Genomic DNA, 15,029 nt, shown 5'->3' on the forward strand with positions numbered 1-15,029 from the left:
AACAATGCCGACGAGTGGCGACCCGATACGAAAAGACGGCTCGAAACTTTCTCGGCATGATTCTCTTCGCTGCCATCACCATCTGGCTCAAATGATTCCCCAAGTTGCCCGGATTCAACAGCATGAATCAACACTGCCTAACAACTATTACTTCTCTACCATCCTCAAGTTTTGCAGTTATGGTAATCAATCCAGCTTTGCCGTTGTCTTTTAATAATCGCGCGATTTTTAATCGGGTGCCGATTGGCATTTCTTCAATAATTCGTTCTATTCTGGTTTGCGAAGTATAAGTAGGATGAGTTTTGTCATAGAAAACTGGAGGCAAGAGGCATAATCGACTATTTCCTTTGTAGTCCTTCATTTCCGCAACTGCAGTTTTTACTTTAGTTTTCCAGGAAGTCCCAGAAAACTGCCTAAAGTTGTATTCACTAGCATTGGAAATATCTGTCTCAGACTCAGACGCACATCCTGACAAGTGTAAGGCGAGCATAAGTATGATCATTGGCTGCTTGATGAAATTAAACATCGATGTTTTCCATCGGATTTGGTGCCACTGGCTACCACGGATAATCCAACCTCAATCTATCAACTGATAAAAAACATTCCGTTGTCTAGGCGCATAACCAGCTTCCCGAATCGCCTGCTTGATTTGTTCCAGCGTAAGATGATGCACGGTGCCTGCTGCGGAAACCACATTTTCTTCCAGCATCAGGCTGCCCATATCGTTGGCGCCATAGTAGAGAGCCAATTGGCCAATCTGCAAACCCTGCGTCACCCACGATGACTGGATGTTCGGAATGTTGTCCAGATAAAGCCTGGCCACTGCCTGCGTTTTCAGGTATTCAAACGCACCTGCAGGTTGAATGTGTGCCATCTCAGTATTCTCAGGCTGGAATGTCCAGCAGATGAATGCAGTAAACCCACCGGTCTCGTCCTGTAGCTGACGCAATACATCAAGATGTTCAATGCGCTCTTCCAGAGTTTCAATGTGCCCGAACATCATCGTGCAGGTTGATTTGCCACCAAGCTGATGCCACGTTCGGTGAACTTCCAGATACTCCTGCGTGAGAACCTTGTTCTTGGTCATCGCAAGGCGAACACGATCCACCAGAATTTCGCCACCACCTCCGGGCAGGCTGCCAAGCCCTGCTGCCTTCAGCCGTTCCAAAACAGTTTTCACAGGCAACTTGTTGAGCTTATGGAAGTGCCAGATTTCCGATGCACTGAACGCATGTAAATTCACTTGGGGAAAGCGTGATTTCAGATCTCGAAACAGATCTTCATACCATTCCAGTTTCAAAGAGGGATGATTGCCACCCTGCAGCAGAATCTGATCGCCACCCACTGCGATGGTTTCTTCGATCTTCTTGTAGAGTTCTTCCCTGCTGAGGATGTAGGCATCAGTGTCAGAAGTTTTGCGGTAAAACGCACAGAAATCACACACTGCTGCACAGACATTGGTGTAATTGATGTTGCGATCAATGTTGTACGTGCGATGTGTTTCCGGATGCAGCTTCTCACTGATGGCGAGGGCTGCTTTTCCGATCGATTGCAAATCGCTTGAACGCAGCAGTTGCACGCCTTCATCGCGAGAAAGGCGCTTACCATCCAGCACTTTTGCCAGCAACGGCTTGATATCAGTAGCAGGCCACGTTTGCTTCACGGGTGGCAACAGTTCAGGCCGTGCTTTGCCACGGACCATCGGAATAAAGGTGGACGGTGTGCTGCTGCAACTGCCACTTTCAGCGAGAGGCAACGAGTGTGTTGTTTTCACGGTAGTCGCCAAAATTCACCTCCGCAGGAGCCAGCCCCAGTTCAGCAGCCAACGTATGAAAACGTTTAATGCCTTCCCATTCGGGCTGTCCCAGGTCAAATCGTATGATGTTTGTCAGATACCGTCGGCAATACGCAGGATCGAGTTGCAGCCGTTGTGCTTCCTTCCAGGCAACTTCTGCAACCTGAGCAATGCCTTGCCGTTTGGATTCCAGGAGTGCAGTAGCAACCGTGCCTAGTTCTACACCCGAACGAACCGCCCAGACGGCAAACACAAAGGGTAAGCCAGTCCATTCGGTCCATTCTTGCCCAAGATCATAACTGTAGGGATACCCCGGCAACGCTGCTTTCATGGCACGGTCGCCAATGAGCAGAACCGCATCTGCATCACTTTCCTCAGCAGGCTGATCCATCAGAAACGGTCTGGTAGAAACCTTTCGCTGGTATTTTTTGTCGAGTATGACCTGAACCAGTGCAGCGCTGGTGCGGGAACCTTCATCAAGTGCCAGTGTTGTTATCTGTTGCCAGGGTACTTTGCTGAATACCGTTACGCTCAAGACAGGACCTTGCGATGCGATAGCAATGTTGGGAATGATGCGATAGCCTGATCCACGAAAAACTTCAACAATGGGAATCAAGGCGACATCGAGTATGCCTTGAGCCAGTTGATCCGCCAGGCGGCTGGGTAAATCCAGAATGAGATCAGCTTCAGGAGCTATTTGCTCAAGCTGATGAATAAGCGGTTTGGTGTTCAGATACGTCACAGCACCGATCTGTATGCGTCGTGACATGTTAGATATTCGCCTCGTAGCCTGGTTACGTATATTTTAAGATTCATCTCTCAAGTTTCAATATTTTCTGAAAGCTGGATAGGGTATGAAAGACACAGACTGTCTGTAAAATGCACTGTGTGCTTTCTCCCCTCTCCCCAGAGTGGAGAGGGAACATTGCTCAATTTGTGTCAGGCAGTCTTAGAAAAACAGAGTTTTCCATGCCGCGTGCTGAAAAAACAGTTCCAGCCTGTTTTGCACTTACCGTTCCTGGTTTGGAAGCAGTCACTGCGCGAGAGATTGAAGAAGATTTTGGCGGTATTGTCAAGAAAAAGATGAACGGTGTGGTCGTATTTCGGGTAGATCATCTCGATAAGAACATCTTGAAGCTGCGAACCGCGGAAGATGTTTTTCTGCTGGCCTGGGGTTCTGATGCCCTAACGTTCAAGGCCAAAGACCTCGAGATGATCCAGAAATGGACCGCTAAAGAACCCGACTGGCCGAGGTTGCTGGAATTTCACAAAGCCATTCGTCCGAAGCCGAAAGGCAGACCCAGTTTCAGGCTCATCACTCAAATGCTGGGCGAACATGGCTACAAACGCAGCGATGCCTTTGAAGCCCTCGATAAAGGGCTGCGTGGAAAAATTCCTGGCCACCTGATTCCAACTGCCGAAGATGCTACTTTGGAAATCTGGCTACGCATCATGGGCAAGCGTGCTTTGTGCGGTGTTAGAATTTCTGACAGCAAGCTACGCCACCGTACTTACAAATCAGAACATATTCAGGCATCGCTGCGACCCGTGGTAGCTGCTTCTATGGTGCGATTGGGAACTCAGGAAGGCTTGACCATCGACCCTTGCTGCGGAGCGGGGACTCTTCTTGCCGAGTCGTTCAGTGCCAATTGGAAAACAGTGATGCTGGGCGGCGATATCGACAAGAATGCATTGGTGGCAGCAGGCACTAATCTGAAACAATGGCGGGAACGCCCGCCACTGGTGCGCTGGGATGCACGCGAATTGCCACTCAGGCAGGGGAGTGTTGCAAAAATTCTCTGCAACCCACCCTTTGGCAGACAATTAAACAAGCCTGAAGAAATCTCTGCACTCTACGCCGACATGGTAGCAGAGTGGCAGAGAGTGCTTCAACCGGGTGGGCAGGCAGTCATCCTCGCCAGCGACATAGAAGCCTTGCAGGCTGCTGCCTGGGAACAAGGCTGGCAACAGGAAGGGTTGTATAGCATTCGGCTGCTGGGCTGGCCCGCCACCATTTCAGTTTGGCGCAGTGCGTATTCCAGTTATTAAGCCGCATCGGCGATATTGACCAAATTCCCGTTCTGAGTTATAGCCATGTCCCGATTTCCTGATGCACTGCTGCACCATGTGCCGATACTATGAATTGGAGCATTGTGTTTTTGGGAATCAAGGGGGATAACCATGACGATGCGATACTCCTGGCTGCTGTTGATGGTTCCGGTGATGGGTTGTGCAACCCATGAAGGTACCGGAGCAGCGGTAGGTGGCTTGCTCGGAGCGGGAACTGGTGCGATCATTGGTAAAGCTGCAGGCAATACCGGGGCAGGTGCTTTGCTTGGCGCCGGCGTGGGTGCATTAACCGGTGCTGCGGTGGGAAATGCGGAAGATCGTAAGGAACATCGCGAAGCCATGCAGGCCGCTGCAACCTCACAAGGCCCCATGTCCATCCAGGATGTGGTATACCTGACACAATCCAACGTGCATGAATCAACCATCATCAAGCAGATTCAGACATCACGAACCGTATTCCAGCTTGGTTCCGGCGACGTCGTGCAACTGAAGAATCAGGGCGTGAGCGACAACGTCATCAATGCCATGCTTGACAGTGGAAGAAAACCAGTACGGCGTGTGGTTTATGAACAGCCCCCACCCGTGGTGATTTACGAACGGTATCCGCCACCCCCAGTTTCTATGGGGTTCCACTATCGAATTCGATAATACGAAAACACATCAAAACCGAAGCCCACGGTCTACAGGCCGTGGGCTTCTCTTATGAATGACCGAAATCTATTCGCCAACGTAGGGCAGCAAGGCCATCACTCGGGCACGCTTGATGGCCTGGCTTACTGCTCGCTGGAAAGTAGCGCAGATACCACTACGCTTGCGGCCAAACATGCGGCCTTGAGCGGTGCAAAGCTTCTTAAGACCTGAGATATCTTTGTAATCGACAAATGCAGGGCGGGGACAACCTTGTGGTGTACAAAATCGGCACTTCTGCTTCGGCAATGGCATTCGTTTCTTAGCCATGGGTTCCTTCATCTCCAGACTTTTTGGGAACAGGAAGTATAGGAACGCAGTATCAACTGGCAAGTCAGAGTAGACATCAAATTTCAGCAAAATACGGGCGGAACTGATGAAACTGCCATGACAATGGGTTTTAGATTCCAATCGGATTACTAACTTAGATGCATATCGTTTTCTGGAAGCCCGTAATGTCTAACGAACCCATGCCCCGTTTTTCCCGTACCCAATGGCTGATTGTCATCATTGCAGCCATCGGGTTTGCCTTTGATATCTACGAATTACTGGTTTGGCCCTTGGTGGGGCGTCCCGCACTGGAACAACTGCTCGGAGTTGATCAGTTTACCGCTTCAGGTAACGATGCAATTCTGAAGTGGTTCAGCTACACCATGTACGCCAGCGCCATTTGTGGCGGCATCTTTGGCCTGCTGGGCGGATATCTGACCGACTGGTTTGGCCGCCGCCGAGTCCTCACCTACAGCATTCTTCTCTACGCTTTCTCGGCATTGGCCTCCGGCTTTGCAACAACTCCCGAAATGCTGCTCGTCTTCCGTTGCCTGACTTTTATCGGTGTCTGTGTTGAATTTGTCGCTGCCACCGCCTGGCTGGCTGAACTGTTCACGCATCCCAAACAGCGTGAAGCAGTGCTGGGTTACACCCAGGCCTTTTCCTCGCTGGGTGGATTGATGGTGACCGGTGCTTATTGGTTCTGCAATCACTATGCCGAGAGCTTTCCAGCCATCTTTGACAAGCACGAGGCCTGGCGATATACTCTGATCTCGGGTGTTCTTCCAGCTATTCCCTTGATCCTCATTCGCCCTTTCCTGCCTGAATCGCCTGCCTGGGAAGCGAAACGGAAGGCTGGCACCCTGACTCGACCCAGTTTTGGTTCGCTGTTTTCTCCTGAGCTGCGTCAGGTCACACTTGTTTCGACAATCCTCATGATGTGTGTGTATGGTGTTGCATTTGGCGCGATTCAGTTGTTGCCACAGATTGTGCCTGGGCTGGTTCCTGGGGCAGGGCAGATCACACCACTGCGTGCAGCCTATGAGGCAGCCAGCAAACCTGATGCTGATGCGAGAGCAACGCAAGAATCTCTGAAAAAATTCAAGGTTGAGAGTGTTGAAGGGCTCAGAAAGAAAGCGATTGAAGTCAACAAAAACACTCAAGCCACCGTTTCCAAAGTGCAACTGTGGCAGGAACTGGGTGGCCTCGTAGGTCGTTTTGCATTGGCTTACCTGGCCATTGTCATCGTGAGTCGCCGCACGTTGCTGCGGATATTCCAGCTACCAGCGCTCATCATCACGCCGTTCGTGTTCTGGTACTGTGCTACAGGACGTGCCGGCGAGGACAGTCTGCTCTATCTCCAGATCGGTATATTCCTGGCAGCGTTCTTTATCGTGGGGCAATTCAGTTTCTGGGGTAATTACCTTCCGCTGGTCTACCCGGTGAAGTTGCGTGGCACAGGGGAAAGTTTTGCAGCCAACGTTGGCGGTCGAATGCTGGGTACCGGAGGCAACCCACTCGCTACGTTATTTATACTTCCTGTGATTTTGCCCATGGTGGGAATCGTCAAGGAAAACTTTACGCCACCACTTCTAACCGCTCACGCTGCTGCCATCACTGCGGGTTTCTTCTGCGTGCTGGCTGTAGTAGTGAGTTTCTTCCTGCCCGAACCAAAGCACGGTGCGGAGCATGAGTAAAAGATCTTCATCTTCTCCCCTCTCCCCTGGCGGGAGAGGGGTTGGGGGTGAGGGGGTTTTGTTTTAGACAGTATCAGTTTGATTTACCCAACTGCTCTTCAATTGCTTTCAGTGCCTGGTTTCGCCACGCGCTATCTGGCAAGGTCTGATAAAGCTTCTTGAGTTCCTGCAGCCGTGTTTTATAACCCGCTGCATCATTCTCTTTCAAGTTCGCCAGCAGCTTCTCGATGGAAGGCAACATACTTCCTTCACTCTGCTTGATAGCTTCTTCAGCCAATCGTACCCAGGCTGAGTCTGCAGAGGTATCCTTGAATGCGGTAATCAGCTGAGTCCAGGTAGAACGGGCTTCATCTACCTGGCCTGAGTAATAAGCCAGCACGCCACGTCGATAGAACCGTTCAGCTTCACTGCCCGGCGGCGCAAAGGTGTAGGGGCCTGATATGACCTTGGCCTGCACATACGTCTTCATGCTCGTGATGCGTCTTTGCAATTCGTCCCGTTGTTCTGGGGGAACATTGGCAGCATGATGCTTGTTCAGCAGATCCAGCCGTGCCTGGGCAGCGTTCCAGTCGTTTTGCTGCAGATATTGCTGAATCTGATTCGTCAGTGTTTCTGATGAGGCGGGCTGTCTGAGCCAGAACCATGCTGCAACGACACCAGCCAACGCCACGAGCAGGATGCCTGCCTGCAGTGCTGGAAACGCAGGCCGTTGCTGTCGCATTTTACTGCGAAGCTGCGACAACTCATCTTCCTCTGATTTCTCCAGTTCCATCACTTTGGTCGCAGCAGCACCGGGCTTGGGTGTGTATTGCTTCTTCCGGTCATATTTCTTCTGCAGCTTCTTCAGTGCATCTTCCACGGCTAATGCATTGGCAGGCCGCTTGTCCGGATCTTTATCCAGCATAGATTCAATCAGCTTGTCCAGATCATGCGGGATATCTTCTACCAGTCTCGAAGGTAATTCAAATTGGGCGTAACGATGTTTATGCAGCAACTCTGCAGCACTGTCTGCTTCAAATGGCAATCGACTCGTTAACAACTCGTAAAGAATGATGCCCAGCGAATAGATGTCGCTTTTGCGAGTAGCTGGTTTTCCTGCCGCCTGTTCAGGAGAAACATAACTCGCCGTTCCGACAACTGCATTCTCCTTGGTAATGCGATCATCGTGTAAAAGCCTGGCAATGCCGAAATCGGTGAGCTTCACATGCCGATCCCAGTTGGCCAGTAGATTGGCAGGCTTCAGGTCACGATGAATCACTTCCTGCCGATGAGCAAATCGCAAGGCACTGGCCACCATCTGACCGATGACAACTACTTCTTCCCAGTTCAGTTTGCCTCGTTGCTCGAGGACTCGATCCAGCGAAAGACCTTCTACATACTCCATGATGAGGTAAGGTCTGCCACGGAATTCACCGCTTTCATAAAGCTCAACAATGTTTTCATGTTTCAAAGCACGGAGGATATCTGCCTCGCGATGAAATCGATCAAGCACCCGGTCGCAATTCTCCAGATCATCCAGCCGCAGAAGCTTGATGGCTGCCTTGCCAGGGGCCCCTCGCATGGGGTCTTTCGCCTCAGCCAGATAAACATCAGCCATGCCGCCCTGGCTGATTTTGCGGGTAATGGTCCATGGGCCGATTTGTTCGCCAATCATGCATTCCTCAGTTGAGTCGCCGACATTACCAACATACTCTGCCTGCAAGTCTATCACAAGATTCATGTATCTTTCATGGGTGAATTAATTTCAAATTGGCTGACGATGATGGCGAGTTGAGGTTGGCATTTTCCACGTATTCAGCATACGATAAGTAAAGACAGGATGTATTTAACTCAATTGTCGGAGCTTGTCTCGACTTGAGTTTTGAACAGGAGTTACCATGATCAGGAAAAGTATCACACTCATTGCACTTCTGTCTTTGCTGGGCATCTGCCGGATGCCTCTCATTGCTCAGGATAAGTCAGCCGATGACATGCAGAAGGAATTGCAGGCGCTGAATACGCTACGCAGCGAAGAATCCATCAACAAGAAACTGAAAGAAATTGCAGATGACAAGAAGTATGCGAAAGCCCTGGTGAAAGCCGGTGCTGCCCTGTTGCCCAAGAAGGAAGATAACACCTTCACCTATAGCAGCGCTCATATTCTTGGCATGGCAGCACTGGAAGTGCGTGAAAATAAAACCGCCATCGAGTTTCTGCTGATTGCCATTGATAAAGCCAATAAGGTTAAAAGCGTTCGCAAGCTTTCCAACAATCGCGTCTATCTGATGGAGGCTTACCTGGCCGATAATCGCCCCGCGGAAGCCGAGAAAATTGCCCGAAAGATCATTGCTACTCAAATCAATGCAGACGATGAAGAAGATCTCAATGTTCTTGCGACTACCCGATTTTATGCGGAACTGGATCTGGTTCGCGCCGTCATGCAACAAGGCAAATTCGAAGATGCTCAGAAACTGATGGACAATCTCCAAAAGAAAGCTGATGCAGATGCCTTTACTGGCCCAGCGAAAAATCTGATCTATGGCACGAAGGCTCAATTCCTGACCTACAAAGGCGACCTGGGCGATGCTATCAAGGTCTACGAACGCATGATTGAAGACTCAGACAACGATGAACGCAAGGACCGGTATCGCGAAGTGATTGGCAACCTCTATGCTGATTCAGGCAATGTAGATAAAGCCTACGACATACTCAGCGAGATTCTCAAGAAAAAACCTGACCAGGCTGGCTTGAATAATGATCTGGGTTACATCCTCGCTTCACATGATCGCAAGTTGGATGAAGCGGAGAAAATGATCAAAAAGGCTGTCGAAGCTGAACCTGAAAATCCTTCCTTCCTCGACAGCATGGCCTGGGTGCTTTTCAAACAGAAGAAGTACAAGGAAGCCAAGGAGTACATGCTCAAAGCCATCACCCATGAACGTGGCCGCAATACCGAACTCATGGAACACCTCGGTGATATCCAGATGGCTTTGAACGAAAAGGACGAAGCGAAGAAGTCCTACGAAGCCGCCCTGGCTGCAGTGACCTTCAACTACAAGGACCAGGCCAGAAAACCTGAGGTTGAAAAGAAACTGAAAGAGCTGACGAAGTAATCTGGCCTGACTCAATACGAGTCGTCATGTCATCAGTGCACGAGTTGCCTGATGACATGCTTTTTTCCCGAAACCCGTGCCACACTCCGGCGGGGTGTGGTTGCTGAATGGAAACAATCAATGCAACCTGGGACAAGTGAAATGTCCAAGCTGTTTGATCTATCAGGAAAAATTGCGTTGGTAACCGGTGGAAGCAAAGGGCTGGGCAAAGCCATGGCTCGCGGCCTGGCTGAAGCTGGTGCTGACATTGCCATCAGCAGCAGAAATCAGTCAGAACTCGACGAAGCAATGAAAGAAATACTGGCAGGCACCAAGAGGAAAGGTAAGTCGTTCGTCGCCGATCTGAGCCAACGTGAAGAATCGAAACGATTGGCAGACGCTGTCATCAAAGAGTTTGGACGGATTGATATTCTCGTCAACAATGCCGGTTCCAACATCGTTTCGGCTATTGATGCCATCAAGGATCAGGATTGGGACTACATTCTGGAACTCAATCTATCTTCAGCGATGGCGCTGACTCGTGCCGTGGTGCCAGGCATGAAAGAACGCAAATGGGGTCGCATCATCCACATTTCATCCACCTTCGGATTTGTCTCCAAGGAAAAACGCAATGCTTATTCTGCAACCAAATCAGGTTTGCTGGGAATGACGCGAGCCAGTTCGATGGATGTTGGGCCTTATGGCATCACGGTAAACTGTATCGCCCCAGGGCCATTTCTGACCGATTTGCCTATGAGTTTGCTCAATGAAACAGAAAAGAAAGCATTCAGTGACCACACTTCACTGGGACGATGGGGGCAACCTGATGAACTCCAGGGCCCGATAGTGTTTCTCGCCAGCGATGCTGCAGCTTATGTCACAGGCACATGCCTGGTGGTTGATGGCGGATATCTGACTAAATAGCTTCTGATGTCGTGGGTCACGATTGTATCGTGACAGTGTTAAGCGACGTCTTAGCGTATAATCCCCCTGATGACACGTTTTAAACGTGTCCCACATTCATCGCTCTGGCGTTATCTCGATATAGTTCACTTCTGGCACCAGTTCCTGGAGTCGCCTCTCAATCCCCATGATCAGCGACATCGCGGTGCTGGGGCACGATTGGCAGGCGCCCTGCAGATGCACTTGCACCACACCATCGCTGTCCACGCCGGCCAGTTTCAATTCCAACCCGGATGCCTGCAGTGCAGGTACCAGTGAAGTGCGAAAAGCTTCTTCTACACGCTGTGATAACTCATTGGTCAGCATGATGATACCGTTCCTGTAGACCTTTTCACTATTTTATCCACCTGCTGAATGTCCCGTTGTAACTGCGATTGCAAAGCCTGAAGAGATGCAAAGGGCTGTGTATCGCGCAGACGGGCGATGAATTGTAACGTTATCGTTTTGCCGTACAGGTCGCCCTGAAAACCGAGCAGGTGGGCTTCTACTTTCCGGTGCATCACACCAAACGTAGGGTTAGGCCCGATATTGACTGCAGCCGGCCAGGCGTTGCCTTCACATTGTGCCAGGCAGGCATAGACGCCATCGCGAGGAATCAGCGTCTGGATGTTGGCAAGGTTACCGGTAGGAAAGCCAATCTTACTGCCTCGATGATCTCCGTGAACTACCGTGCCATACAGAGAATAGGTGCGTGCCAGTGCTTGATTAGCGACTGGTATATTTCCCTGCTTCAGCGCCTGCCGGATCACGGAACTCGATATTTTGGTTCCATCCTGATAGATGTCATCCACGATATCCAAAGGCACTTTTATATTGTTGCACCATTTTTCAAGGTGCTCAACGGCGCCCTGTCGATCTTTCCCGAAACAGAAATTCCGACCTTCCACCATGCCACGAATCTGCAGTTGCAAAACCAGTAACTCGTTCCAGAAACCCCAGGCGGAGAGTTCAAGCAGGTGCGGGGAGGTCTTAAGAACCAGAATCGACTCGATGTTAAATTGCCTTATTAACTGGATGCGTTCATCGAGTGTAGTTAGTTGTTCCAGTGAATAATCAGGCTTCAGTACTTTGATAGGCGGCGGATCAAACGTTATCACCATGCCAGGCAACTGCATCAACTTCTGCCGATCATTCAATCGACGCAAGAGTGCAGCATGCCCTTGATGTACTCCATCAAAATTCCCAATGGTAACTACGTGATTCTGGATAGTTTGTGGGGCAGGGCTTAAGCCATCCCAATGAATGACATTCATGCCATCATTCTAGGAAACCAGTCAGAGAATTGTTTTTCATTTTCGACTTGAATGCAAGTTGAAAGTAATTCCCGCTAATTTGCCTGTCTTGCCACGATAGGTCTATTTAAGCGTACTTTCGGTAGAATCGTTAATCTCGTTACGTCCAGCCATCCGATCAAATGACAGAGTGCCTCGCGCCGGCAGCGTTCCTGCCGTGGCAACGGTACGCGGTGCAAGGATGCCAACCATGCGGGTGAAGCCCTCACGATACCTACTTGGAGCCATCGTGCTTGCCAGCCTGCTTCAAAGTGGGTGTGGTCTGTACAAACAGCTAGGCAGCAACCTCATTGCCGATCCGCTGCATTGGGATCGCTTCTCCGACGCATGCGGCAGGCATCTGCGTGATAAACACCTGGCTGATGAAGCCTGGGATGAAATCTGCTCCCGTGATGGTGATGTCTACTCCCGTCATTACCGACGAGGCTTTTATGACGGCTTCCGCGACTACATGGACATGGGCGGAACAGGTGATCCACCAACGACTCCACCACGAACTTACTGGCGGTTGTATTACCAGAATCCCGAAGGACATGAAGCCATCCAGGACTGGTTTGCAGGGTTTAAACACGGTTCCAGTGTTGCCCAGGCCAGCGGTTTGCGCGATTATGTAACGGTACCGGTTTCGTCAGTGCCACCACGTGAAATTTTGACGGATATTGCACCACCGGGCGAACCAGAGGCGATTACCAAACCTGCGACACCACCGGCCAAGTCACAGGACAAAGTACCCGGCACCGACAAGGAAGGGCCTGTCAAGCCTCCGGTCACACCACCGAAAACTGCACAAGGAAAACCCATGCCACCACCTGCACCACCCATTATTCAGGTGGAACGCATGATTGCACCTCCTGTTCCCAACCGATCGAACCCACCGCGCTAGGGAAGTTCAGTCAGCAGGAACAGACGGTGGAGTCTGCAGATGGAGAGTACCAAAATGGCTGAGTCAATCATGAAATGGCGCCTTGGAAAGAAGACAGCTATGTTCAACGGAATGAAAATCCTGTCAGCCTGGGCTGTAGTCATGCTGATATCTGGCGGGCTGTCCGGCTGTGCATCGTTGTCCAATCCAACTGCTAATGCGATTCCCGTAAATCGTCTTCCCCGGGAAATGCTGGGTGAGTCACGGGAAATTGAACAGACCATCCCGGAAAAATTCCTGAAAGCACCCAAGCAGGATCCTTATATACTCCAGCCGAATGATGTGCTCGGTGTTTACATTAGAAACGTCACTGGTGATGAGAAATCCATACCACCGGTCGTGCAATTACCTGATACTCGATTGCCCCCGTCTATCGGGTTTCCATTCGTCATCCGGGATGATGGAACAGTATCATTGCCATTGTCGCCAGAACCCATTAAAGTGGCTGGCTTGAGCATTGTGGAAGCGGAAAAAGAGATCAAAAGACACTACATTGAAGTCTGGCAGATTCTGAAACCGGAAAACGCCAGCGTTTCCGTGACCATACAGAAACAACGCACCAATGCAGTATATGTGCTCAGGCAGGATTCCGGTTCGGTGACGTTTGGTCAAGGTGGATTAAACAACACCAAGCGTGGTACCGGCATCGTGCTTGATCTGCAATTCAATGAAAGCGACGTCGCAACTGCCTTGTCTCGAACCGGTGGATTGCCGGGCCTCGATGCCAAGAACGAAGTGCTGATCTTCCGCGGAGCTTATCGTCCCGGGAAGGATGGTCAACTGGTCATGCCCGATCTTAAGAAGATCAAGACAGGCAAAACCGTGCTGACCAAGGATGCTGAAGGCAACACCGGGCTGGAAGTAGTTCGCATTCCGCTGCGATTGAAGCCAGGTGCCGTTGTGCCATATTTGCCAGAAGATGTACGACTGGGTGATGGCGATGCGGTCTTCATCGAAACCCGTGAAACAGAACTCTACTACACTGGCGGGTTGTTGCCTCCTGGTGAATTTACTCTCCCGCGAGATTACGACCTTGATGTTCTGGAAGCGGTGGGACAGGCACACGGTCCGCTGTTCAACGGTGCTCAGTCCGCGACTAACTTTGGCGGTACGTTCGTCGGTGGCGGTCTGGGCAGCCCCAATCCCACCTGCTTGACCATTGTTCGACAGTGGCATGAAGGCAAGAGTGTAATCATTCGCGTCGATCTCGCCAAAGCGCTGGTTGACCCCCGTGAACGCATACTTGTCAAGCCAGGCGATTTTCTGATCCTGCAGGAATCCTTTGGCGAAAGCTTTGCACGTTACATTACCCAAACCTTCAACTTCAATTACTTCAGTAGCATCCTCAATACAACTAACAGTACAGGTGGCATCAATACTTCGATTAGCTTTTCTGGTCGATCACCATAATCATTTTGAACGATCAATCGCACAGCAGGTGGCCTAGAGCTTCCTGCTGTGTTTATTTGCGCAGCTTGCTCCACCACTGGGAAACAAACCAGAACAAGTTGCGTGGGGCCTGGGGGGGATCAATCCGCAGTGGCAATCCTTGCAGAATGGCCATGCCGTTCAGTCCGCATATGCGATTTGCCCGCAGTGAATCAGTCCACTTGTAGATGATCTGAGCAGCTTCCGCCATGAGCGGCGGTCGGCGGCCCGGACTGTGACCATCCGAACCGATCACATGTACAAACCCGCGCTGCACCCACGATTTGATCGCCTGCCCGTGTCGTTTCGTCATCGGCATGGTGACATTGCCCGTCGAAAGCTGAAACAGACAGCCCAGACGAATTAGTTCTTCCGCGGTGGAATCTGAAAAAAGCAGTTCCTGAACCTGTTCCGGGTGAGCCAGAATGGGTCGTATTCCACGCTGCATCAGCCCTGCAACAATGGGTCGTAAATCGATAAAGACCGCGTGGGGTAGTTCGATCAGCATGAATTGCCCACGGTCTGCAATCGATAGATATTGCTTCTCATCGACACTCTGCAAGGTGCGTGGATGCACCATCACTTCGGCGCCAGGCATGACAGCAAGGGGCAATTTATTCTCGCGTACGGTGTCTTGCAGGAGTTTGATATGCTGACGTATCAGGTCAGGAGTCACAGCAGGATATTGTTCATTCTGATGTGCCAGCGCATGCACCGCTCCCACGCCTTGTCGGGCGAGCATTCTGCACATCTCAATGGCATCTGCCACTTGCCTGGGTCCATCATCCAGTCCAGCCAGCAGATGACAGTGCATATCGACTATCGGAATCATCA

The 15,029-nt window shown here is 50.8% G+C and carries 16 protein-coding genes; 8 read left to right on the forward strand and 8 right to left on the reverse strand.

Annotated elements, in window-relative coordinates; all coding sequences use genetic code 11:
• Positions 1–95: transposase (locus JNJ77_17575; protein MBL8824401.1), on the forward strand; the 95-nt coding region annotated here is incomplete at its 5' end.
• Between the two features lie 32 nt (positions 96–127).
• Here JNJ77_17575 and JNJ77_17580 read toward each other — a convergent pair.
• The 3 genes from JNJ77_17580 to JNJ77_17590 are packed head-to-tail and all read right to left on the reverse strand — an operon-like array spanning position 128 to position 2,564.
• On the reverse strand, positions 128–526 hold the full coding sequence (locus JNJ77_17580; GenBank protein ID MBL8824402.1) for a hypothetical protein: 399 nt from the start codon (positions 524–526) through the stop codon (positions 128–130).
• Between the two features lie 51 nt (positions 527–577).
• Complete coding sequence (gene mqnC / locus JNJ77_17585; protein MBL8824403.1) at positions 578–1,702, reverse strand: dehypoxanthine futalosine cyclase; 1,125 nt, start codon at positions 1,700–1,702, stop codon at positions 578–580.
• 40 nt (positions 1,703–1,742) lie between these two features.
• Complete coding sequence (locus JNJ77_17590; GenBank protein ID MBL8824404.1) at positions 1,743–2,564, reverse strand: menaquinone biosynthesis protein; 822 nt, start codon at positions 2,562–2,564, stop codon at positions 1,743–1,745.
• A 200-nt stretch (positions 2,565–2,764) separates the two neighbouring features.
• Between JNJ77_17590 and JNJ77_17595 the strand changes: the two genes are divergently transcribed.
• Together JNJ77_17595 and JNJ77_17600 are read left to right on the forward strand one after the other, a co-directional pair.
• The gene (locus JNJ77_17595) at positions 2,765–3,844 is read left to right on the forward strand and encodes an RNA methyltransferase (GenBank protein MBL8824405.1); all 1,080 of its coding nucleotides are present in this window, start codon (positions 2,765–2,767) and stop codon (positions 3,842–3,844) included.
• Positions 3,845–3,976: 132 nt separating this feature from the next.
• The gene (locus JNJ77_17600) at positions 3,977–4,513 is read left to right on the forward strand and encodes a hypothetical protein (protein ID MBL8824406.1); all 537 of its coding nucleotides are present in this window, start codon (positions 3,977–3,979) and stop codon (positions 4,511–4,513) included.
• Between the two features lie 69 nt (positions 4,514–4,582).
• Here the strand turns inward: JNJ77_17600 and rpsR are convergent, their stop codons facing one another.
• Positions 4,583–4,822, reverse strand: coding sequence for a 30S ribosomal protein S18 (gene rpsR, locus JNJ77_17605; GenBank protein ID MBL8824407.1), 240 nt, complete (start codon positions 4,820–4,822; stop codon positions 4,583–4,585).
• A gap of 185 nt (positions 4,823–5,007) precedes the next feature.
• On the opposite strand from rpsR, the gene JNJ77_17610 reads away from it, so the two are divergent.
• Positions 5,008–6,519 carry an MFS transporter gene (locus JNJ77_17610; protein MBL8824408.1) on the forward strand — a complete coding sequence of 504 codons (1,512 nt, stop codon included), beginning with the start codon at positions 5,008–5,010 and terminating at the stop codon, positions 6,517–6,519.
• A gap of 73 nt (positions 6,520–6,592) precedes the next feature.
• On the opposite strand, the gene JNJ77_17615 is transcribed toward JNJ77_17610, so the two are convergent.
• Positions 6,593–8,239, reverse strand: a complete 1,647-nt coding sequence (locus JNJ77_17615; GenBank protein ID MBL8824409.1) for a serine/threonine protein kinase — start codon at positions 8,237–8,239, stop codon at positions 6,593–6,595.
• A 157-nt stretch (positions 8,240–8,396) separates the two neighbouring features.
• Between JNJ77_17615 and JNJ77_17620 the strand changes: the two genes are divergently transcribed.
• Positions 8,397–9,611: a tetratricopeptide repeat protein gene (locus tag JNJ77_17620; protein ID MBL8824410.1), complete on the forward strand. Its 1,215-nt coding sequence runs from the start codon at positions 8,397–8,399 to the stop codon at positions 9,609–9,611.
• Positions 9,612–9,752: 141 nt separating this feature from the next.
• Entirely contained in the window at positions 9,753–10,514 is a 762-nt protein-coding gene (gene fabG / locus JNJ77_17625) for a 3-oxoacyl-ACP reductase FabG (GenBank protein ID MBL8824411.1), read from the forward strand.
• Positions 10,515–10,610: 96 nt separating this feature from the next.
• Here the strand turns inward: fabG and JNJ77_17630 are convergent, their stop codons facing one another.
• Positions 10,611–10,859: a NifU family protein gene (locus tag JNJ77_17630; GenBank protein ID MBL8824412.1), complete on the reverse strand. Its 249-nt coding sequence runs from the start codon at positions 10,857–10,859 to the stop codon at positions 10,611–10,613.
• Positions 10,853–11,806, reverse strand: a complete 954-nt coding sequence (locus tag JNJ77_17635; GenBank protein MBL8824413.1) for a bifunctional riboflavin kinase/FAD synthetase — start codon at positions 11,804–11,806, stop codon at positions 10,853–10,855. Before JNJ77_17635 ends, JNJ77_17630 begins: the two co-directional genes overlap by 7 nt.
• 229 nt (positions 11,807–12,035) lie before the next feature.
• Between JNJ77_17635 and JNJ77_17640 the strand changes: the two genes are divergently transcribed.
• Together JNJ77_17640 and JNJ77_17645 are read left to right on the forward strand one after the other, a co-directional pair.
• Positions 12,036–12,728 carry a hypothetical protein gene (locus JNJ77_17640; GenBank protein MBL8824414.1) on the forward strand — a complete coding sequence of 231 codons (693 nt, stop codon included), beginning with the start codon at positions 12,036–12,038 and terminating at the stop codon, positions 12,726–12,728.
• A 69-nt stretch (positions 12,729–12,797) separates the two neighbouring features.
• Complete coding sequence (locus tag JNJ77_17645; protein ID MBL8824415.1) at positions 12,798–14,177, forward strand: polysaccharide biosynthesis/export family protein; 1,380 nt, start codon at positions 12,798–12,800, stop codon at positions 14,175–14,177.
• Between the two features lie 52 nt (positions 14,178–14,229).
• Here JNJ77_17645 and JNJ77_17650 read toward each other — a convergent pair whose 3' ends face one another.
• A complete protein-coding gene (locus JNJ77_17650) occupies positions 14,230–15,027 on the reverse strand; it encodes a protein tyrosine phosphatase (protein ID MBL8824416.1) in 798 nt (265 codons plus the stop codon).
• Positions 15,028–15,029 lie beyond the last annotated feature (2 nt).

The organism is Planctomycetia bacterium, assembly GCA_016795155.1.
Lineage (GTDB): Bacteria > Planctomycetota > Planctomycetia > Gemmatales > HRBIN36 > JAEUIE01.

Excerpts from the sequence above, each read along its gene's own strand:
- JNJ77_17590 (MBL8824404.1), bottom strand. The coding sequence starts at position 2,564 with ATGTCACGACGCATACAGATCGGTGCTGTGACGTATCTGAACACCAAA.
- JNJ77_17580 (MBL8824402.1), bottom strand. The coding sequence starts at position 526 with ATGTTTAATTTCATCAAGCAGCCAATGATCATACTTATGCTCGCCTTA.
- JNJ77_17630 (MBL8824412.1), bottom strand. The coding sequence starts at position 10,859 with ATGCTGACCAATGAGTTATCACAGCGTGTAGAAGAAGCTTTTCGCACT.
- JNJ77_17650 (MBL8824416.1), bottom strand. The coding sequence starts at position 15,027 with ATGATTCCGATAGTCGATATGCACTGTCATCTGCTGGCTGGACTGGAT.
- fabG (MBL8824411.1), top strand. The coding sequence starts at position 9,753 with ATGTCCAAGCTGTTTGATCTATCAGGAAAAATTGCGTTGGTAACCGGT.
- JNJ77_17635 (MBL8824413.1), bottom strand. The coding sequence starts at position 11,806 with ATGAATGTCATTCATTGGGATGGCTTAAGCCCTGCCCCACAAACTATC.
- JNJ77_17645 (MBL8824415.1), top strand. The coding sequence starts at position 12,798 with ATGAAATGGCGCCTTGGAAAGAAGACAGCTATGTTCAACGGAATGAAA.
- JNJ77_17640 (MBL8824414.1), top strand. The coding sequence starts at position 12,036 with ATGCGGGTGAAGCCCTCACGATACCTACTTGGAGCCATCGTGCTTGCC.
- rpsR (MBL8824407.1), bottom strand. The coding sequence starts at position 4,822 with ATGGCTAAGAAACGAATGCCATTGCCGAAGCAGAAGTGCCGATTTTGT.
- JNJ77_17615 (MBL8824409.1), bottom strand. The coding sequence starts at position 8,239 with ATGAATCTTGTGATAGACTTGCAGGCAGAGTATGTTGGTAATGTCGGC.
- mqnC (MBL8824403.1), bottom strand. The coding sequence starts at position 1,702 with ATGGTCCGTGGCAAAGCACGGCCTGAACTGTTGCCACCCGTGAAGCAA.
- JNJ77_17600 (MBL8824406.1), top strand. The coding sequence starts at position 3,977 with ATGACGATGCGATACTCCTGGCTGCTGTTGATGGTTCCGGTGATGGGT.
- JNJ77_17620 (MBL8824410.1), top strand. The coding sequence starts at position 8,397 with ATGATCAGGAAAAGTATCACACTCATTGCACTTCTGTCTTTGCTGGGC.
- JNJ77_17610 (MBL8824408.1), top strand. The coding sequence starts at position 5,008 with ATGTCTAACGAACCCATGCCCCGTTTTTCCCGTACCCAATGGCTGATT.
- JNJ77_17595 (MBL8824405.1), top strand. The coding sequence starts at position 2,765 with ATGCCGCGTGCTGAAAAAACAGTTCCAGCCTGTTTTGCACTTACCGTT.